The organism is Corallococcus sp. CA054B, assembly GCF_003611625.1.
GTDB lineage: Bacteria > Myxococcota > Myxococcia > Myxococcales > Myxococcaceae > Corallococcus > Corallococcus coralloides.
On the sequence record NZ_RAVY01000183.1, the window covers coordinates 1 to 19250 of the forward strand.

Below are 19250 nucleotides of genomic sequence, written 5' to 3' on the forward strand. Positions count from 1 at the left end.
CCCCACCACCCAGCCCCCCACCGCCACCGCGCCTACGGCATACAGCGGCCAGCGGTCCGAGCCGTCGTGGAACGTGTTGGCGAGCACCTGGAAGAACTCCGCGCGGTTCTGCTCGAAGCCCTTCCACGCCAGGTTCTGCGGCGAGAACGTGGGCCCCCACGCCTTCCACGGCGCGCCCGGCTGGATGTCCGGCGGGTTGCCGAACCGCAGCACCACCCACGACAGGAACAGCGCCACGCCGGGCACCACGCCCAGGAGCGCCGGCACGCGCGGCCGCAGCCGGGCCACGATGCCTTTCGCCGCCGCGTCCTCCGGCACCGGCGTGGTGCAGAGCAGCCACGGCAGCCCGAACGCCAGGAAGCCGAAGGCCTGCACGTGGAAGAGCAGCACCGCCACCAGGCACACCGCCAGCCCCACGCCCCAGCGCGACCGGCGCGGCGCGTCCGTCAGCGTCCGCACGAAGAGGCCGCAGCACACGAGCGTCAGCGGCAGGGCCGCCAGGTAGTTGATGAAGCCCCAGCCGAAGCTGTCCCCGTACGCGAGCGGCAGCGTGAGCAGCGCGGGCCACGACGGCCGGCCCAGGCTGCGCAAGAGGAAGGCCATGCCCAGCGGCATCCCCACCACGTACGCGGTGAGGAAGACGCGGTTGGCCAGCTCCAGCGGCAACAGCCAGTTGAGCGCGCTGACGAGGTAGTAGTAGCCCAGGTACGGCGTCAGCTCGTGCCGCGCCGCGAACAGCGTGGGATAGAGCGTCGTCGGGTCGTCCAGCCGGTGCAGCACCGAGATGAGGTACAGGTGCTGCGGCAGGTCCACCATGGGCAGCAGGCGCGACACCCAGAGCGGGAGCGCCCCCAGGACGAGCGCGGCGACAAAGGCGATGCGAGCAGTTCGGTTCGTCACGGGCAGGAGGGCGCGGACTGTACGCGCGCGCCCCCGCGCCGGGCGAGCGCACCGTGGGCTCCGTTGAAGGGTAGGCAAAGGTACGTGCGAATGCCTTGGCAGGGGGAATGCCCTGGGCTATAGGCCGGGACGGCGGGTGCCTCCCCCCAGCCTTCCCGGGGCCTTCGCCAAGGAGAACGGACATGGCACGCAGCGCGACGTTGATGACCGCGGGTTTGCTGCTGGGCGGCCTCTGGCTTCTGCCCGCCAGCGCCCACGCCTGCGAGGCCCATGCGAAGGCGGCCGCTGCCTCCAAGACGGGCACCGCACCCCAGACGCCCGCGCCGGAAGCCAGCAAGGACGACGCGCCGCGCCCCCTGGAGGAGCTGGATCAGCTGCTGACGGCGAAGTGCTCCTGCGGCAGCAAGGCGGACTGCACCTGCAAGCGCGGCAAGTGCGAGTGCTCCAAGTGCTCGGGCCGCCATGCGCCGCGCCAGGTGATGGATGCGCTGCGCGGCCGTCCCGCCACGCAGGAGCTCCAGGAGGCGCGCAACGACGCCTCCGCCGGCATCTTCATCTGAAACGAAAAGGGGGCCCGTGAAAGGGCCCCCGTGGGAACACCGGCGAGGTGGCTCAGGCCGCCGGGCTGGAAGGCCGCCCGCGTGGGGCAGGGGTTCCGCCCTCGGCCACGAGCACCGGCCAGCCGCGCGCCATGGCCTCGCGGAAGAAGGCCGCCAGCTGGTGCCGGCTGCTGTTCACCGCGCCCTGGAACGGGTCGATGAGGGCCTCCTCGCCCAGGCTCTCCTGCGAGGACAGCTGCACCGGGTTGCCGCAGCGCTCGCAGCGGATGGACACCTGGCGCACCAGGGCCACCGGCACCGCGTAGCGGGCACTGCACTGGCCGCACTTCCACACCAGCGCGCGCTCGCCGGCCTCCCGGCGGGCCAGGTGCTCCAGCTCATCCGCCAGACGCAGCAGCGCCGGCAGGTCCTGGGGCGGCTGGGCGAAGATGGCGCTGGCGCCAAAGCCCTTGCCGGGTGAGCCCAGGGCGGGGGGACGGTCCCCCTGGAGCAGGGCGCGCAGGCGGTCGCGGGCTTTCAGGTCGCGGAACTCGGCGCCCGCGAGGGCGCGCTCCACGGCCTCGTGCACCGGAGGCAGGTCCGGCTCGAGGCGCTCTTCGTCCGGCAGGGTCTTGGGGAAGTCCACCAGCCGGTGGGCGGGAAGTGCGAGAAATCGGAAGGCCACGTCCCTTCCATGGCACTTGGGCCCGCCATCCGCAAGACGCGAGTTGCCAAACGTGGGACGCGGGCGACAGTCCCCCCAGTCCCCGTTTCCCTCAGGCGGACCACTCCAGCATCCGCCGCAGGGGGGCGAGCGCCGCGTGCTGCAGGTCCGCCGGCAGCACCAGCTCCGGCGTCCTGTCCTTCATGCAGCGGTAGAGCTTCTCCAGCGTGTTGAGGCGCATGTACGGGCACTCGTTGCACGCGCACCCGTTGTCCGGCGGCGCCGGGATGTACGTCTTGTCCGGCGCGGCCTTCTTCATCTGGTGGAGGATGCCGGCCTCCGTCACCACGATGAACTTCTTCTTCGGGCTCTTCACCACGTAGTCCAGGATGGCCTTGGTGGAGCCGATGAAGTCCGCGTGCCGCAAGACCTGCTGCTCGCACTCCGGGTGGGCCACCACCTCCGCGTCCGGATGCTCCACCTTCAGCCCCACGAGCTTCTTCTCGCTGAAGATTTCATGGACGATGCAGCTGCCCGGCCACAGCACCATGTCGCGGCCCGTCTGCTTCATCACGTGACGGCCCAGGTGTTGGTCCGGCGCGAAGAGGATGGGGCGGTCCTTCGGAATCTGGTTCACGATGCGCACGGCGTTGGACGACGTGCAGATGACGTCGCTCATCGCCTTCACCGCGGCGGAGCTGTTCACGTACGACACCACGAAGGCGTCCGGGTGTTTGTCCTTGAACGCCTTGAAGGCCGCGGGCGGGCACCGGTCCGACAGCGAGCAGCCGGCCTTGAGGTCCGGAAGCAGCACTTGTCGGCTGGGATTCAGAATCTTGGCGGTCTCCGCCATGAAGTGCACACCACAGAAGACGATGACGTCCGCCTCCGTCCGCGCCGCCGCCTGCGCGAGCGCCAGGCTGTCACCGACGAAGTCGGCCACGTCCTGCACTTCGCTCTCCTGGTAGTAGTGCGCCAGGATGACCGCGTTCATGGAGCGCTTCAGCTCCCGGATTCCGCCCTCGTAATCCACCGTCTCGCCCATGGGGGGCCTCCTCGTCGCCCGCGCATTCTGTAACGGCGTTCGCGGCCCGGGGCCAGAGCTCTCCGCCGGCCCCCGTGCGTGCGTCCCTACCCACCAAGGGGTCCCAGGCGACTGCGCGTCTTTAACCTATTCCGAAAAGTCCTCTCACCCCCGCGTACATCACCTAATCCATAGGAGCAGGTAAAGTACGCGGTGGTTGTTCGCCGGCGGCTCACCGGGAAGGCGTCTCAGCGCGGGCCCGCTGGCAACAGAGAGAGCACCTGGCTCGGACACTCAAGACATGCGGATGGCGGGAACGGGGCGCGTGCGAGCCCCGCGTCGACGGGAATGGCGCCATGCACGGGCGCCGGAGTGGCTCTTGCGCGTCGGGGGAAATCCATGAGTGTGCCGACTCACGAAGTCCTCATCGTCCACCCCAATGAGATGCGTCGCAACGCGCTGAGGTCCGCGTTGAACACGCACCGGGTCTCAGTGGTGGGCTCACAACTGGAAGCCACGCGGCGCATGGAGGCGACCGCGCCCACGTTGATCATCGCGCCCGCGGACAACGCGCGCCGCTTCCTGCGCCACGTGGACCGCGCGGCGCCGGAGGCCGTCTGCGTGTTCGTCTGCGCCCGGTCGGATCAGCACGGGCTGGAGGAGCTGGTGGAGACGGCCGCGGAGGGGCACGTCTTCAGCACGGTGGATGACGCGCTGACCGAAGGTGAATTGAAGACGCGCCTGCGCGACATCCTCCAGCTGCGCGCCTCCACGCGCGTGTCGCTGGATGCCGGAATGCGCGTGGACTTCCTCCTGCGCGGCCAGGCCTTCAGCGCCGAGTGCCAGGACCTGGGCCACTTCGGCGCCGCGCTCCAGGTGCCCATGGACGCGTCGCTGGCGGCCTTCCTGCCGGGCACGCCCCTGGACTCGCTGACCATGCTGCGCGACGGCCGGCCCGTGCTGCACGTGGCCCGCGCCTACGTGCGCCACGCCAGCCCCGTCCAGCAGGGGACGCACGCGTTCCTGCGCGTGGGAATCTCCTGGCGGCTCGCGCACGACGAGTCCACCGCCGCGCCGCCGCGCACGCTGCGGGACGCGGTGGCGGTGCAGGCCGCGCTGCGCAAGGCGCTCCGGCGCGAACTGCCCGTGTGGCTGCATCCGGCGGACAGCCAGACGGCGCACTTCCTCCTGGAGTCCGCCACGGTGGAGCCTTCCGACGAGCGGGGCCTCTTGCGCGGGCAGGTGTCCCCGGTGCTGCCCACGAGCGTGGGAGAGGTGGTCCACCTCTCCTTCGAGATGGGCGGCCAGCGCTACCGCGGCGTCACCAGCATGCTCCACGTGGGGCATGACGGCGTGGTGCTGGGGATGCCCCGCTCGCTCGCGGTGGAGAACCGGCGCGGCCAGCAGCGCTTCCGCCCCAGCGCGCAGCACCGCTTCCTCGTGCGCTTCACCTCGCCGTTCAGCGGCCAGCGCATCACCCGCGCGGTGCTGGACCTGGGCGCGGGCGGGTTCGCCTTCCCCATCGACGCGTCGTGCGAGGTGCTGCCGGTGGGCTCGCTGCTGGACACCTCGCTGCTCTTGCCGGACGGCTCGGAGGCGTCGTGCCGCGTGGAGGTGCGCTCGGTGGACGTCGTGCCCTTCGAGTCCCGGCATGATCAGCGCCTGCGGCCCTACCGCTGCGGCGTGCGCATCCTGGACATGCCGCGCGCGGTGCGCGACGCCATCGTGGACGCGTTCGTGTCCGCCAGAGCCCCCCAGGTCCGCGACGCCGCGGTGTTCCGCTTCCCGGACGTCTGGCGGATGATGGCGGACGCCCGCTACACCTTCCACCCGGACCACCCCTTCGGCGAGGAGTCCCGCGTCCTGCCCGTGCTGGAGGCGACGTACGAGCGGCTGGGCCGCGCGCGCGAGCTGGGGCGCTCGCTCGTCTTCACGGATGCGAGCCGGCTCTTGGGGCACGTCAACGGCCTGCGCATGTACTCCGGCACGTGGCTGGTGCAGCACCTGGCGGTGATGCCGAGCTTCCGGCGCAGCGAGCAGATCTCCAGCGAGCTCACGTCGCTCGCGGTGGAGGTGGGCGAGGCGATGGAGGACGTGGAGTTCATCCGCTACATGTGGCGCACCGACAACCGGTGGCCGCACCGGCTGGGCTCGTGGCTGGCGCGCGTGCTGGAAGGACAGGGGCTGTGCCACCTGCGCCAGTTCCACTACCTGCGCGCGGACCTGTCCCAGATGCCCACCGTGGACGCGGGGGCGCTGCCGGCCGTGCGCGAGGCGCGCCCGGAGGACCGCCAGTGGCTGGAGTCCTACCTGCGCCGCCGGGGGGAGATGGTGCGCCTGCTCAGCGAGGACCTGGGCGCGGACCGCGGCCCCGAGTCCGTCCTGGGCGCGCGCTTCCGGGCGGCGGGGCTGCACCGCGAGCGGCGGATGTTCGTGGTGGAGGGGGACGAGGGCCTCATCGCGCTGGCGCTCCAGGACGAGGCCACGCCGGGCCTGAGCCTCATTGAAGTCACCAACGGCTTCAACCTGGTGGTGGCGGACCGGAAGCACCCTCGCGCGAAGGACGCGGTGGCGGCGCTGACGCTGCGGTGCATGGCGCACGCGCGCGAGCGGGGCCGCGGTTCGGCGCTGGGCATGGTGGACGCGCTGGACGTGCCGGTGCTGGGCGCCTGGGGCTTCGTGGACCAGGGCCTCTTCTCCGAGTGGACCTTCCACCGCTCCATGGTGCGCCGCTGGTGCGAGGCCTGGCGCTCGCTCTTCGAGCGGCAGATGCCCATGCGGCGCTTGAAGCACCGGGCCGCTGCCCAGGCCGCGGCGTTCGTCCAGAAGCAGGAGGCGCGCTGATGTACCTCATGGAATCCGAAGAAGAGTCCCGCCGTCTCCTGGAGCAGGAGCAGTCCCAGGACACGCGCGACGTCCTCCTCCGCACGGGCCTCAAGCCGGGGGACCGCGCGCTGGATGCCGGCTGCGGTCCCGGCGGCATCGCGGAGCTGATGGCGGAGCGGGTGGGGGAGGGCGGCCACGTCACCGGCGTGGAGCTGCACGAGGGCCGCCTCGCGGAGGCGCGGACGCGCAATGCCCACCGCCCGAACCTGACGTTCCTCCAGGGGGACGTGCGCTCCACGGGCCTGCCCTCGGACGCGTTCGATTACGCGTGGAGCCAGTACGTCTTCGAGTACCTGCCGGACCGGGACGTGGCGCTCGCGGAGCTCATCCGCGTGACGCGGCCCGGGGGGCGGGTGGTGGTGTCCGACATTGACGGGCTGGGCTTCCAGAACTGGCCCTTCCCGGAGCACCTGCGCGTGGGCACCCAGCGCATCGTGGAGGCGCTGGCGGCGCGCGGGTTCGACCTGTACGTGGGCCGCAAGCTGTATTCTGAGTTCCGCCGCGCGGGGCTCAAGGACGTGCGGGTGCACCTGATGCCCTTCTATCTCTCCCCGGGCGCCGCGGAGGCGCGGCTCGTGCGCGACTGGAAGACGCGCTTCGAGGCATTGGCGCCGGTGGGCGTGGCCGTTCTCGGCGGGCTCGAGGCCTACCAGGCGCACTGCGCCGACTTCCTGGCCATGCTCGAGGACCCGGAGGGACTGAAGTACGCGGTGACGCTGGTCACCGAAGGAACGAAACCGTGACCCAACGCCTGCCGGCGGTGAAGGTGCAGGACGTGTCCGCGGACAACGCCCCCGAGGTGAGCGTCCGCGCCACGTCCACGCTGCTGCTCTTCTTCGAGCACCGCTATGGCGCGGAGCGGCTGGCCCGGGTGTGGCGCGATCACGGGTTCAGCCTGGGGCTGGACTACATGCGCCAGCCCACCAACTACGTCTCGCTGCGCTTCCTGGAGCGCGTGGCGGCGGCGCTGCGCGAGGACTCCGGCGACTCGCGCTTCATGCGCGAGGCGGGCCTCTTCACCGCGTCGCCGCAGGCGCTGGGCTTCGTCTTCTACATGCTGCGCGCCTTCGGCTCGCCCAAGGCCTGCTACAAGCAGACCATCGACTTCTCCCCCAGCTACAACCGGGTGGGGGCGTTCACGGTGGACCTGCTGGAGCACAAGCGGCTCAAGCTGTCCTACCGCAGCAGCATCCCGGAGCAGAACCGCAACATCTGCGAGCTGCGCATGGGCCAGTTCGCGTCCTTCCCCACCATCTGGGGCCTGGCACCCGCGGAGGTGCGGGAGACGGAGTGCCAGGCGCTGGGCGGCCATGCGTGTCGCTACCACCTCACCTGGACGGATCCCCCCACCCTCTGGGGCCACTACCTGGGCCTGCTGCTGGGCATGGTGAGCGGGCTTCTGGCCACGCACCTGGGCTGGGGGGACGCGCTCTTCTCCGTGGCGTCGCTGGGCATGGGCGGCTTCGCGCTGGGCGGCTGGCTGGACCGGTGGCGCGAGCTCAAGCGCAAGGACGAGCTGCTCGCGGCGCAGGCCCAGGCGAACATGGGCTCGCTGCGGGAGCTGCAGCAGCGCTACGACGAGGTGTTTGGCAGCAAGGTGACGCTGGAGGACCGCGTCGTCGCGCGCACGCGTGAGCTGTCCGAAGCCAACGAGAAGCTGGAGGCGGCGCTCGTCAAGCAGCGCGAGCAGGACCGGCTGAAGACGGAGTTCTTCGACAACGTGAGCCATGAGCTGCGCACGCCGCTCACGCTCATCCTGCTGTCGCTGGACGCGCTCCAGAAGGAGCCGGAGTCCCTGCCCACGGTGCTGCGGCAACACCTGGTGACGCTGGACCGGAGCACGCAGCGGCTGCTCAGGCTCATCGACAACCTGCTCAACCTGGCGCAGCTGGAGGCGGGCAAGGTGCGGCTGCGCTACCAGCCGCTGGAGCTGCACGCGTTCCTGTCCTCGCAGCTGTTGCCCTTCCGCACCGTGGCGGAGAAGCAGGGCCTCACCCTCACGCTGGAGGGCGGGCCGGTGTCGACGGTGCACGCGGACGCGGAGCGGATTGAAGGCGTGTTCCACAACCTGGTCTCCAACGCGCTCAAGTTCACTCCGGCCGGCGGCAGCATCGCGGTGCGGCTGCGCGAGGACGACACGGACGTGCACGTGGAGGTGGTGGACAGCGGGCAGGGCATGGCGCCCGCGGACCTGGCCGTCATCTTCGACCGCTTCGCCCAGGCGGACACGACGGGCACGCGGCGCTTCGGGGGCAGCGGCATCGGACTGGCGCTGGTGAAGGAGACGCTGGCGCTGCACTCGGGCGGCATCGAGGTGTCGAGCACGCCGGGACAGGGCTCCAGCTTCCGCGTGCGGCTGCCCAAGGGCACCCAGCACCTGCGCGAGGACCTGCGCGAGCGCCGCGCCACGGACCTGCCCACGCGCCGCGAGCGCCGCAGCTCCGGCCGCTTCGCCACCGTGCTGGCCGCCACCGTCGCCGGGGCCCAGCGCCCCACAGAGCCGCAGGACCACACGCGCGCGGACGCGAAGGCCCCTCGCATCCTGGTGGTGGAGGACGACGCGGAGATCCGCGCCTTCATCGCGGACATCCTCGCGCCCAGCTACCGGGTGATGGAGGCCGCCAACGGCGAAGAGGGCGTGCGCCGCGCGATGGAGGAGCGGCCGGACCTGGTGGTGTCCGACGTGATGATGCCGGTGCAGTCCGGCCTCAACCTCCTGGTGCAGCTGCGCGCCCATGCGCAGACGGTGGACATGCCCGTCATCCTGCTCACCGCGCGCCAGGAGGTGGCCGCCAAGGTGGAGGCCCTGGGCGCGGGCGCCAATGACTACCTGGGCAAGCCCTTCAGCCCGCGCGAGCTCCTGGCGCGCGTGGAGACGCAGCTGCGCCTGCGCGAGGCGGCCGTGCGCGCGGCGGAGAACGAGCGGCTGGCGGCCATCGGCCTGCTCACCTCCGGCTTCGCACACGAGGTGCGAAACCCCCTCAACGGGCTGATGAACGCGCTCATCCCGTTGAAGGAGGTCGTCCAGGGGAAGCAGACGGGCGGCGACCCCGACCTGGGGCCCGCGATGCTGGAGGTGATGGAGGAGTGCGGCCAGCGCATCCGCCACCTGGCGGAGTCGCTCTTGTCCTTCGTGCGCACGGCGGAGAAGCCGGTGGCGGTGCGGCTGGAGGCGGCGCTCGACTCCACGCTCAACGTGCTGGGCTGGCGCATCCCGCCGGGCGTCGTGGTGGAGCGCGCCTACCAGTGCGCGGAGCCCATCTGGGGCGACCCGGGCACCCTCAACCAGGTGTGGCTCAACCTGCTGGACAACGCCGTGCGCGCGGTGGGCGACGCCGGCCGCGTGCTGGTGGAGACGGCCCAGCAGGGCGACGAGGCGCTCGTCACCATCCAGGACACCGGCGTGGGCATCCGCCCGGAGGACCTGGAGCGGCTCTTCCAGCCCTTCTTCTCCACCCGCGCGGCCGGTGAAGGCACGGGCCTGGGCCTGGCGCTCAGCCGGCGCATCGTCCTGCAGCACGGCGGCCGCATCCACATCACCAGCCAGATGGGGAAGGGCACGCGCGTGGAGGTCCGGCTGCCCATGCGCCCCGCGCACGCGGAGCCCCTGGCCTCCACCCCCACCACGGGTGCGAGTCGCGGGCGGTGGCCGCGGCGCATCGGCTGACGCGCCCGGCCACGAACGGGCGGGGCGCGGGGGCCCGAAGGGCTGCTCGCGCAGGGGGCGGGAATTCCCACGGACGCAGGGTGTCCTCTGTCCTCGCCGGGGGCGGGACTCCTGTTACAGTCGCGCGACTTTTCGTTCCCCCTCCCAAGAATCCGTTCGAGGAACTCACGGCATGCAAAGCACCGTCGCCGCGGGCGAGGCCCGCAAGGGGCATCCCCCGGGCCTGTATTTGTTGTTCGCCACCGAGATGTGGGAGCGCATGTCCTATTACGGCATGCGCGGCCTGCTGGTGCTCTTCCTCACCGACAAGGTGCGGGGTGGCTTTGGCTGGTCCACGGCGGAAGCACTGAGCCTCTACGGGACGTACACGGGACTCGTGTACCTGACGCCGATCCTTGGCGGCTACATCGCGGACCGCTACATCGGACAGCGCAAGGCGGTGGTGCTGGGCGGCGCGTTGATGGTGATTGGCCACCTGCTGCTAGCGCTCCCAGGCATCTCCATCTTCTACGCGGGCCTGGGCTTCCTCATCATCGGCAACGGCTTCTTCAAGCCCAACATCTCCACCATGGTGGGCGGGCTGTACCCCGCGGGTGACGGCCGCCGCGACGGCGCCTTCACCATCTTCTACATGGGCATCAACCTGGGCGCGGTGCTGGGCAACTTCATCTGCGGCACGCTGGGTGAGCGCGTGGGCTGGCACTGGGGCTTCGGCTCCGCCGGCGTGGGCATGACGCTGGGCCTGGTCATCTTCATGGCGCTGGCGCACAAGTTCCTGGGCAACGTGGGCCTCGCGCCCGCGCCGCGCCCCACCGAGGCGCAGAAGACGACGCCGGACGGCAAGCAGCACGCCTTCAGCCGCCAGGAGTGGGACCGCATCATCGTCATCTTCATCATCGCGCTGTTCGTGGTCGCGTTCTGGACGGGCTTCGAGCAGGCCGGCGGCCTGATGAACCTCTACACGGACCAGAAGGTGGACCGCTCCATGTTCGGCTGGGAGGTGCCCACCACCTGGTTCCAGAACTTCAACTCCGTCTTCATCGTGACGCTGGCGCCCATCTTCGCGGCGGTGTGGAGCTCGCTGGCGGCGAAGGGCAAGGACCTGAGCATCCCGGTGAAGATGTCCCTGGGGCTCATCTTCCTGGCGGTGGGCTTCGCCTTCATGCTGGGCGCCTCCAAGGAGAGCGCGACGGACGGCAAGGCGGCGGCGTGGTGGGTCATCATGGCGTACCTCTTCCACACCATGGGCGAGCTGTGCCTGTCTCCGGTGGGCCTGTCCATGGTGAGCAAGGTGGCGCCCCAGCGCGTCGTCTCCGCGATGATGGGCGTGTGGTTCCTGGCGAACGCGGTGGCCAACAAGCTGTCCGGCGTGCTGGGCGGCTACTCGGAGAAGATGGGCGAGTTCAGCGTGTTCCTCACCATCGTCATCGGCGCGGGCCTGTCGGGCGTCATCCTGCTGTTCCTCGCCCCCATGCTGAAGCGGATGATGCACGGCACGGACGAAGTGACGCCCGCGCCGACGCCCGCGCACCAGGGAGGCACCGTCCACCCGGCCACCTGAGCCAGGTAGGGCAGCCTTGCTGAAACACGAACGCCGGAGCGCCCCCAGGGTGCTCCGGCGTTTTTCGTGCGCCGCGGGGACCCTGCACGCCCGCTCCCGCGTGGGTATCGATTCAAGGAGCCCATGCGGATCCAGATTGGAAAGAGCCGCTCGGCGGATTGCACCGCCGCCGCGCGGGAGGCGAGCCAGGAGGCGCTGCGAGGCGCGGACGCCCCCACGTTCGCGCTCGTGCTGTGCACGGACCAGTACGACGCGTCGGCACTGGCGTCCGCGGTCGGAGCGGAGCTCGGGGACATCCCCTGGGCCGGGTGCTGCGCGGCGGGCGTCTTCGCGGGCACGGAGCTCTTGCTCCAGGGCCTGATCATCGCGCTCTTCAACGGCGATGACTTCCGCGTCGGCGTGGGAATGGGCGGTCCAGTCAGCGTGAGCCCGAGAGCCGCCGGCCGCGCGGCGGTGGCCGAGGCCGTGAGCAAGCTGCCTCCCAAGCCGCCCGGATACCGGCGGACGCTGTTCGTCCTGCCGGACGCGCTGAGCGGCAACTCGACGGAGGTCGTGCGCGGGGCCCAACAGGAGGCGGGCGCGGGCATCCGTTGGGCGGGGGGCGGCGCGGGCAACAACGTCCGGTTCGTGAAGACGGCCCAGTTCACCAAGGGGCATGCCTACCAGGACCAGGTGGTGGTGATTGCGTTCGATGCCCTGGAGCCCCTGGGCGTGGGCATCCAGCACGGCTGGTATCCGTATGGTCCGCCCTCGCAGGTCACGAAGGTCCGGGGCTCGACCGCCGTCGAACTCGACTACGAGCGTGCCTTCGAGGTCTACCGGCACACGGCCGAGAGCCGGGGTGACGCCCTGGACGTGCGCAGCTTCCCTCGCTTCGCGATGACCCACCCGCTGGGGATTCCCCAGGCCAACGGCGAGTTCGTGATCCGCGACCCCCTGGCCGTCGAACCCGACGGCTCGGTGCGCTTCATCGCCGAGGTCCCGGACGGGTCCCTGGTCCGCGTGATGGAGGGCAAGCGCACGGATCTGCTCGACGCCGCGGCCGGTGCCGCCACCCTGGCCCGGGAAGCAACCCCTGGCGCGTTGGGCGGCGCGGTGGTGTTCGATTGCGTCTCCCGGTACCTCGTCCTGGGGGAGGGCGTCCGGGACGAGCTCTCCCGGTTCCAGGAGGCGCTCGGAGAGGGCGTCCCGGTCGTGGGCTGTCTGACCTTGGGCGAGGTGGGGGCCATGGGAGGCGGGGTCCCCCAGTTCCACAACAAGACAGCGGTGGTGGTCGCCCTGCCTGGATGAGGGAGAGAGGTGGCGCATGGCGGACCACGGCGCGGGCGGGGACCACAAGCTCACCGAGGAGCGGCTCGCGCTCTTGAGCGTGCTCCAGGAGCTCACCGTCGCGGCGCTGGATCTGCTCAATCCCTGCAAGCCCGCCGACGACTTCCTGGACCGCGTCGCGGAGCGGCTGGGGTGCGCGGTCGCGCTCTGGCTCCAGCCGGATGCGCGGGGACAGGTGGGGCTTCTGGGCGCGAGCGGACTGTCCTCGGCCTCCCGCCAGCTCCCGATTCCGGGGCTGCCCCCGCGCCCGGGACTGCCAGCGCCCCTCTGGGTCGACCTGCCCTACCCGGAGCTGGACTCGCCGGGGCTCGTGCGGTGGTCCGTGCCCATCGACGACGCCGGGGCTCCCTCCAGCCTGCTGCTGCTGTACTTCGACCGCGAGCCGAATCTGCCGCGGCAGTACCGGGGCATGGTGGAGCGGCTCGGCGGCGTGCTCCGCACCGCGCTCGTCCACCGGCAGCTCTTCGCGCGGACCCTGGACAGCGAGCGCGCGCTCCAGCGTGAGCGGGACTTCAGCTCGGCGGTCCTGGACACGGCCCGCGCCCTGGTCATCGTCCTGGATCCCCAGGGAAGGATCATCCGCTTCAACCGGGCGTGCCAGGAGGTGACGGGCTACTCCTTCGAGGAGCTGCGCGGCGCGTACTTCTGGATGCGGCTCTTGCCGCCGGACGAAGCGGCGCGGGTGGAGACGAACTTCGCCGTGCTCGCGGCCGGGCTGGGGTTCGAGCAGTCCGAGCATCACTGGCTGACCCGCAGGGGCGAGCGCCGCCTCATCTCCTGGTCCAGCAACGTCCTGCGAGGTGAGTCGGGAGCGATTGAGTACGTCATCGGCACCGGCATCGACATCACCGAGCACCGCAGGGCCGAGCACGAGCGCGATCAGATCTTCCACCGGGAGCAACAGGCGCGCGCCCGCGCGGAGGAGCAGGAGGGGCGGTCCGCGCTCCTGGCGGAGGCGTCCGGGCTGCTCACCGGCTCGCTCGCCCCCGAGGACGCGCTGCGCAGCGTGGCCGCGCTGACCGTCCAGCGGTTCGCCGACTGGTGCGCGGTGGATCTGCTGAACGGGGGATATTCCTTCCAGCGCATCACCGAGGCCCGCTCCGAAGCGCTGCGCGCCACCGTGCCCGCGCGGATGCACTGCGCGCTGCCCGACCTGGATGCCGAGCATGGCCCGGGGAGGGTGCTCCGCGTGGGGGAACCGGAGTTCTGCCCGGAGGGGTGCGCCTCCATGTCACTGGGGTGCGTGCGGGACGGGCAGGGCCTGTCCGAGGTCGTCGAGTTCCAGTCCTGGATCTCGGTGCCGCTGCTCGCGCGGGAGCACGCGCTCGGCGCGCTCACGCTCGCCCGCATGGAGGGCGGTGGCCGGTATGGCCCGGCGGACTTCGCGCTCGCGCAGGAGCTGGCCCGCCGCGCGGCGATGGCCCTGGACAACGCCCGCCTCTATCAACAGGCCCAGCTGGCGATTGGCCTCCGGGATGAGTTCCTCTCCATTGCCTCCCATGAGCTGAAGACCCCGGTCACGTCGCTCCAGCTGTCGGTGCAGGGCCTGACGCGCCTGGCCCGGGCAGGAGTGCTCGGAATCGCGCGGGTGGACGCGGTGACCCACTCGCTGGAGGTCATTGAGCGTCAGGCGAAGCGGATGGCGAAGCTCGTCAACACCCTGCTGGACGTCTCCCGCATCCAGGCCGGAAAGCTCGAGCTGGAGTTCGAGGAGGTGGACCTGGCCGCGCTGGTCCGGGACGTCGCGGCGCGCTTCGTCCCGGAGCTGGCCACGTCGGGAACCCGGCTCCAGGTCCACGCCGACACGGCGATGCCGGGCGTGTGGGACCGGTCGCGGTTGGATCAGATCGTCACCAACCTGCTCTCCAACGCCATCAAGTACGGCGAAGGAAGGCCCATTGAGGTGCGGGTGGGGGGGGACGCCGTGATGGCCCGCCTGGAGGTGCGGGATCAGGGCATTGGCATCCCGGCGGAGCGGCACGTGCGCATCTTCCGCGCCTTCGAGCGCGCGGTGTCGTCGCGCCACTACGGGGGGCTGGGCCTGGGCCTCCACATCGTGAACCAGCTGGTGGAGCGGCTGGGCGGCTCGGTCCGGGTCGAAAGCGAGGCGGGGCAGGGGGCCACCTTCACGGTGGAGCTGCCCCGCAGGGGGCCGCATGCGTCACACTCGGCGGATCCGACCGTGCATCTGGGGCCCTAGGCCGGCTTCGGCTCGACGCCCGGGTTGCGGCCGTCCATGGGGGCCTGCGCGTCCGTCTGGTAGTAGTCGCGCACCACGTAGCGGCGGGCCACCAGCGCCATGCCCACGCCGGCCACGGCCGCCAGGGCCGCGTAGAAGAAGAACTGCGCGGAGCCCGTGAAGACGTTGAGCGCCGCGGCGATGGCCACCGCCACGTTCGCCAGCGTGTTCGTCACCAGCCACACGCTCTGGATGGTGCCCTTCATCTCCCGGGGCGCCTGCGTGTACGCGAACTCCAGGCCCGTGGTGGACACGAGGATCTCCGCCACCGTCAGCACGATGTACGGCAAGAGCTGCCACGCGATGTTCAGCGTCGTCCCGCCCTCCATGGCCACCTGGAAGAAGCCCGCGATGACGAACGACGCGGCGCCAATCACCAGGCCCAGCGGCATGCGCCGCAGCGGCGTCAGCTCCCAGCCCATCCGCTGGAAGGCCGGGTACACCACCGCCGTCAGGAAGGGGATGAGCAGCATCACCAGCATGGGGTTGATGAACTGCATCTGGCTGGGCTGGAACAAGATGCCGCCCACGTTGGGGTCCATGGACCGCGCCTGCACCACCCAGGTGGACGCCTTCTGATCGAACAGCATCCAGAAGAAGGGCACGAACGGCAGCATCAGCGCGGACACGCGGAACACCGCCTTGACGCCCTCCACCGCCTCCGCCGGGTGCTCCGCCTTCGCCTTGTCCAGCCAGGTGCCGCCCGCCACGTCCTTGCCCCGGAACGCGCTGCCCAGCACCTTGAAGAACGAGTGCGGGTTGGGGCCCGTGGGCGGCACCAGCACGTAGTGCTTGCGGCCCGCCCAGAAGATGACCGTCGCCAGGAACATCAGGATGCCCGGCACGCCGAAGGCCACCGACGGCCCGTAGTTCTTCATCAGCAGGGGGACGAACAGCGACGCGAAGAACGAACCGAAGTTGATGGTCCAGTAGAAGATGGCGAAGACCTTCTTCACCAGGTGCTTGTTCGTCTCCGTGAACTGGTCGCCCACCATCGCGGACACGCACGGCTTGATGCCGCCGGAGCCAATCGCGATGAGCGTCAGGCCCGTGTAGAAGCCCGTGGCGTTGTCCTCGAAGAGCGCCAGGCACGCGTGCCCCGCGCAGTACACGAGGCTCAGCACGAAGATGGTGTGGAACTTCCCGAAGAAGCGGTCCGCCAGGTACCCGCCAAGGAGCGGGAAGAAGTACACCCCCGCCATGAACAGGTGCATCAGGTACTTCGCGTGGGCCTCCCGCGCCCCTGACTCCGGCATCTGCGTGCGCAGCAGGTAGTCGATGAAGAACACCACGAGGATGTTCCGCATCCCGTAGAAGCTGAAGCGCTCACAGGCCTCGTTCCCGATGATGTAGGGAATCTGAGGCGGGAAGCGCTGGGAGGTGGGGGCGGTCGAGGTCTCGGCCATGCCCCCACCCTACCGGGCCCCCTCAGGCCGCGTCCACGCGCTTGCCAATGCGGGCCCGGCGCGCCTTGCCCAGCACGTGCTTGAGGTAACGCCCGGTGTGGCTGGCCTCCACCTTCGCCACGTCCTCCGGCGTGCCGGTGGCCAGGATGTTGCCGCCGCCCGAGCCGCCCTCCGGCCCCAGGTCGATGAGCCAGTCCGCGCTCTTGATGACGTCCAGATTGTGCTCGATGACGAGCACGCTGTTGCCCGCCTCCACCAGCCGGTTGAGCACGGACAACAGCTTGCGGATGTCCTCGAAGTGCAGGCCCGTGGTGGGCTCGTCCAGGATGTAGAGCGTGCGCCCGGTGGCCACCCGGGCCAGCTCACGGGCGAGCTTGATGCGCTGCGCCTCGCCGCCGGACAGGGTGGGGGAGGGCTGGCCCAGCCGCAGGTAGCCCAGGCCCACGTCGGTGAGCGTGGTGAGCACGCGCATGATGTCCTTGTGCGCGCCGAAGTGGTCCACCGCCTCCCGGACGCTCAGGTCCAGCGTCTCCGCGATGTTCTTTCCCTTGTAGCGCACGCGCAGCGTGGCCTCGTTGAAGCGCTTGCCGTTGCAGACCTCGCAGGGGACGTACACGTCCGCCAGGAAGTGCATCTCCACCAGCTTCACGCCGTCGCCCTCGCACGCCTCGCAGCGGCCGCCCTTGATGTTGAAGCTGAAGCGGCCCGGGCCGTAGCCGAAGGTGCGCGCCTCCGGCGTCATCGCGAACACCTCACGGATGGCGTCGAACACCTTGGTGTACGTGGCCGGGTTGCTGCGCGGCGTGCGCCCGATGGGCCGCTGGTCGATGTCGATGACCTTGTCCAGGTGCTCCAGGCCCTTGATGGACTTGTGCCTGCCCATGGGCTCGCGGCTCTCGTAGAGCGCGCGCGCCAGGGCCGGATACAGGATCTCGTTGATCAGCGTGGACTTGCCCGCGCCGGACACGCCCGTCACCGCCGTGAAGATGCCCAGCGGGATGTCCGCGTCCACGTTCTTCAGGTTGTTCTCCGTCGCGCCCACGATGGAGATCTGATGCTTCGGGTTCACCGGGCGGCGGGACTCGGGGATCTCAATCTCCTGGCGGCCGGACAGGTACGCGCCGGTGAGGCTCTTCTCGTCCGCCATCACCTGCTTGGGCGTGCCCTGGGACACCACCTGCCCGCCCAGCTCGCCCGCGCCAGGGCCGAAGTCCACCAGGTAGTCCGCCTCCTCCATCGTCTCCTCGTCGTGCTCCACGACGATGACGGAGTTGCCCAGGTCCCGCAGGCGCTTGAGCGTGGTGAGCAGCTTGCCGTTGTCTCGCTGGTGCAGGCCGATGGAGGGCTCATCCAGGATGTAGATGACGCCCGTCAATTCGCTGCCCATCTGCGACGCCAGCCGGATGCGCTGGCTCTCACCGCCGGACAGCGTGGACGCGGTGCGGTCCAGCGTGAGGTAGCCCAGGCCCACGTCCACCAGGAAGGACAGGCGGCTGCGGATCTCCTTGAGCAGCTCCTGGGCGATCTTCTCCTCCTGCGCGGAGAGGCCCATCTGCGTCAGGAACGTCCGCGCCTCCGTGATGGTCATCCGGCTCAGGTCCACCAGCGTGCGCTGGTGCACCTTCACCGCGCGGCTCTCCGGACGCAGGCGCTCGCCCTTGCAGGACGGGCAGGGCTTGTCGCTGAAGTACTTCTGCAGCTCCGCCTTGCGCGCCTCCGACGTCGTCGTCTTGAAGTTGCGCATGGTGCGGGCGAGCAGGCCCTCCCACTCCATGTCGTACTGGCCGTTGTCGCCCCACTGCACGGTGAAGGACTTGCCCTTCGCGCCGTTCATCAGGACGTCCTTCTCCCGCTTGGTCAGCTTCGCGTACGGGACGTCCAAATCAATCTTGAACGCGGAGGCCAGGCTCTCCACGAAGTCCGCCGTCCAGCCCTCGCCGCGGTTCATGCCGCTGGCCCACGGTTCAATGGCGCCGTCGCGGATGCTGCGCGACTGGTCCGGCACCAGCAGGTCCGCGTCCATCTCCGGCCGGGTGCCCAGGCCGTTGCAGTCCGTGCACATGCCCAGCGGGTTGTTGAAGGAGAACGACGCCGGCGTCAGGTCCCCGAAGGACAGGCCGCACGCGGGGCACGCGTTCAGCTCGCTCATCACGCGGTCGGACGCGAGATTTCCCTTCTCATCCGTGATGATGAGCGTGCCCTTGCCCTCGCGCAGCGCGGTCTCCACGGAGTCCGTCAGGCGCGTGCGCAGGTCTGGCTTCAACACCAGACGGTCGATGATGAGCGCGATGTCGTGCTTGGACTTCTTGTCCAGCTCGATGCGCTCCTCCAGCTCGCGCACCTTCCCGTCCACGCGCGCGCGGGAGAAGCCTCGCTTCTGCGCCTCGGCCAGCAAGTCCTTGTGCTCGCCCTTGCGGTTGGTGACGATGGGCGCCAGCACCTGGAGCTTGGTGCCCGCGGGCAGCTTCATGATCTCATCGACGATCTGCTGCGCGCTCTGCTTGCCCACCTTGCGGCCGCAGTTGGGGCAGTGCTGCACCCCGATGGAGGCATAGAGCACGCGCAGGTAGTCGTGCACCTCCGTGACGGTGCCCACCGTGGAGCGCGGGTTGTTGCTGGCCGCCTTCTGCTCGATGGAGATGGTGGGCGACAGGCCTCGCAGCGTGTCGTAGCGGGGCTTCTCCATCTGCCCCAGGAACTGGCGCGCGTAGGAGGACAGGCTCTCCACGTAGCGGCGCTGGCCTTCCGCGTAGAGCGTGTCGAAGGCGAGCGAGCTCTTGCCGGAGCCCGACACGCCGGTGAACACCACGAGCTTCTTCTTCGGGATGTCCAGGGAGACGGTCTTGAGGTTGTGCTCCCTGGCACCACGGATGGAAATGACGTCGGGCTCGGACATGGGGGCGCGCTTTATCACTGAAAGGGTGTTCCGGTGCACGCAAAGGCGTAGGACCGAAGGGGTTCAGCGGAAACACCCCAGAACGCCGCCCGCATCCCCACAGCCAGACGGGCACCCGGCCGTCCTGCGCGCCCCACCC

11 protein-coding genes and 1 pseudogene are annotated in these 19250 nt (G+C 70.2%); 7 read left to right on the top strand and 5 right to left on the bottom strand.

The window, feature by feature from the left end; translation table 11 throughout:
- Positions 1 to 900 (bottom strand): annotated as a pseudogene (locus tag D7V80_RS32205) (hypothetical protein); the annotation flags it as partial.
- Between the two features lie 182 nt (positions 901 to 1082).
- On the opposite strand from D7V80_RS32205, the gene D7V80_RS32210 reads away from it, so the two are divergent.
- Positions 1083 to 1460, top strand: a complete 378-nt coding sequence (locus D7V80_RS32210; protein ID WP_120591764.1) for a metallothionein — start codon at positions 1083 to 1085, stop codon at positions 1458 to 1460.
- A gap of 52 nt (positions 1461 to 1512) precedes the next feature.
- Here the strand turns inward: D7V80_RS32210 and D7V80_RS32215 are convergent, their stop codons facing one another.
- Positions 1513 to 2124, bottom strand: coding sequence for a hypothetical protein (locus tag D7V80_RS32215; protein WP_014398236.1), 612 nt, complete (start codon positions 2122 to 2124; stop codon positions 1513 to 1515).
- A gap of 91 nt (positions 2125 to 2215) precedes the next feature.
- The gene (nadA, locus tag D7V80_RS32220) at positions 2216 to 3148 is read right to left on the bottom strand and encodes a quinolinate synthase NadA (protein WP_120591765.1); all 933 of its coding nucleotides are present in this window, start codon (positions 3146 to 3148) and stop codon (positions 2216 to 2218) included.
- Positions 3149 to 3526: 378 nt separating this feature from the next.
- On the opposite strand from nadA, the gene D7V80_RS32225 reads away from it, so the two are divergent.
- The 6 genes from D7V80_RS32225 (at position 3527) to D7V80_RS32250 (ending at position 14770) form a co-directional block, all read left to right on the top strand.
- The gene (locus tag D7V80_RS32225) at positions 3527 to 5971 is read left to right on the top strand and encodes a PilZ domain-containing protein (RefSeq protein ID WP_120591766.1); all 2445 of its coding nucleotides are present in this window, start codon (positions 3527 to 3529) and stop codon (positions 5969 to 5971) included.
- Positions 5971 to 6756 (top strand): methyltransferase domain-containing protein, encoded by a 786-nt coding sequence (locus D7V80_RS32230; protein ID WP_199738908.1) that lies wholly within the window; start codon positions 5971 to 5973, stop codon positions 6754 to 6756. Before D7V80_RS32225 ends, D7V80_RS32230 begins: the two co-directional genes overlap by 1 nt.
- Positions 6753 to 9680 (top strand): ATP-binding protein, encoded by a 2928-nt coding sequence (locus D7V80_RS32235; RefSeq protein ID WP_120591767.1) that lies wholly within the window; start codon positions 6753 to 6755, stop codon positions 9678 to 9680. The genes D7V80_RS32230 and D7V80_RS32235 overlap by 4 nt, the downstream gene beginning before the upstream one ends.
- A gap of 172 nt (positions 9681 to 9852) precedes the next feature.
- Positions 9853 to 11241 carry a peptide MFS transporter gene (locus tag D7V80_RS32240; RefSeq protein WP_120591768.1) on the top strand — a complete coding sequence of 463 codons (1389 nt, stop codon included), beginning with the start codon at positions 9853 to 9855 and terminating at the stop codon, positions 11239 to 11241.
- 123 nt (positions 11242 to 11364) lie between these two features.
- Positions 11365 to 12531, top strand: a complete 1167-nt coding sequence (locus tag D7V80_RS32245; protein WP_120591769.1) for an FIST signal transduction protein — start codon at positions 11365 to 11367, stop codon at positions 12529 to 12531.
- 16 nt (positions 12532 to 12547) lie between these two features.
- Positions 12548 to 14770 carry an ATP-binding protein gene (locus D7V80_RS32250; RefSeq protein WP_120591770.1) on the top strand — a complete coding sequence of 741 codons (2223 nt, stop codon included), beginning with the start codon at positions 12548 to 12550 and terminating at the stop codon, positions 14768 to 14770.
- Here D7V80_RS32250 and D7V80_RS32255 read toward each other — a convergent pair.
- Positions 14767 to 16215 (bottom strand): POT family MFS transporter, encoded by a 1449-nt coding sequence (locus tag D7V80_RS32255; RefSeq protein ID WP_120591771.1) that lies wholly within the window; start codon positions 16213 to 16215, stop codon positions 14767 to 14769. The genes D7V80_RS32250 and D7V80_RS32255 overlap by 4 nt on opposite strands.
- A gap of 22 nt (positions 16216 to 16237) precedes the next feature.
- A complete protein-coding gene (gene uvrA / locus D7V80_RS32260) occupies positions 16238 to 19111 on the bottom strand; it encodes an excinuclease ABC subunit UvrA (RefSeq protein ID WP_120591772.1) in 2874 nt (957 codons plus the stop codon).
- Positions 19112 to 19250 lie beyond the last annotated feature (139 nt).

Excerpts from the sequence above, each read along its gene's own strand:
- D7V80_RS32210 (WP_120591764.1), top strand. The coding sequence starts at position 1,083 with ATGGCACGCAGCGCGACGTTGATGACCGCGGGTTTGCTGCTGGGCGGC.
- nadA (WP_120591765.1), bottom strand. The coding sequence starts at position 3,148 with ATGGGCGAGACGGTGGATTACGAGGGCGGAATCCGGGAGCTGAAGCGC.
- D7V80_RS32225 (WP_120591766.1), top strand. The coding sequence starts at position 3,527 with ATGAGTGTGCCGACTCACGAAGTCCTCATCGTCCACCCCAATGAGATG.
- D7V80_RS32230 (WP_199738908.1), top strand. The coding sequence starts at position 5,971 with ATGTACCTCATGGAATCCGAAGAAGAGTCCCGCCGTCTCCTGGAGCAG.
- D7V80_RS32240 (WP_120591768.1), top strand. The coding sequence starts at position 9,853 with ATGCAAAGCACCGTCGCCGCGGGCGAGGCCCGCAAGGGGCATCCCCCG.
- D7V80_RS32245 (WP_120591769.1), top strand. The coding sequence starts at position 11,365 with ATGCGGATCCAGATTGGAAAGAGCCGCTCGGCGGATTGCACCGCCGCC.
- D7V80_RS32250 (WP_120591770.1), top strand. The coding sequence starts at position 12,548 with ATGGCGGACCACGGCGCGGGCGGGGACCACAAGCTCACCGAGGAGCGG.
- D7V80_RS32255 (WP_120591771.1), bottom strand. The coding sequence starts at position 16,215 with ATGGCCGAGACCTCGACCGCCCCCACCTCCCAGCGCTTCCCGCCTCAG.
- uvrA (WP_120591772.1), bottom strand. The coding sequence starts at position 19,111 with ATGTCCGAGCCCGACGTCATTTCCATCCGTGGTGCCAGGGAGCACAAC.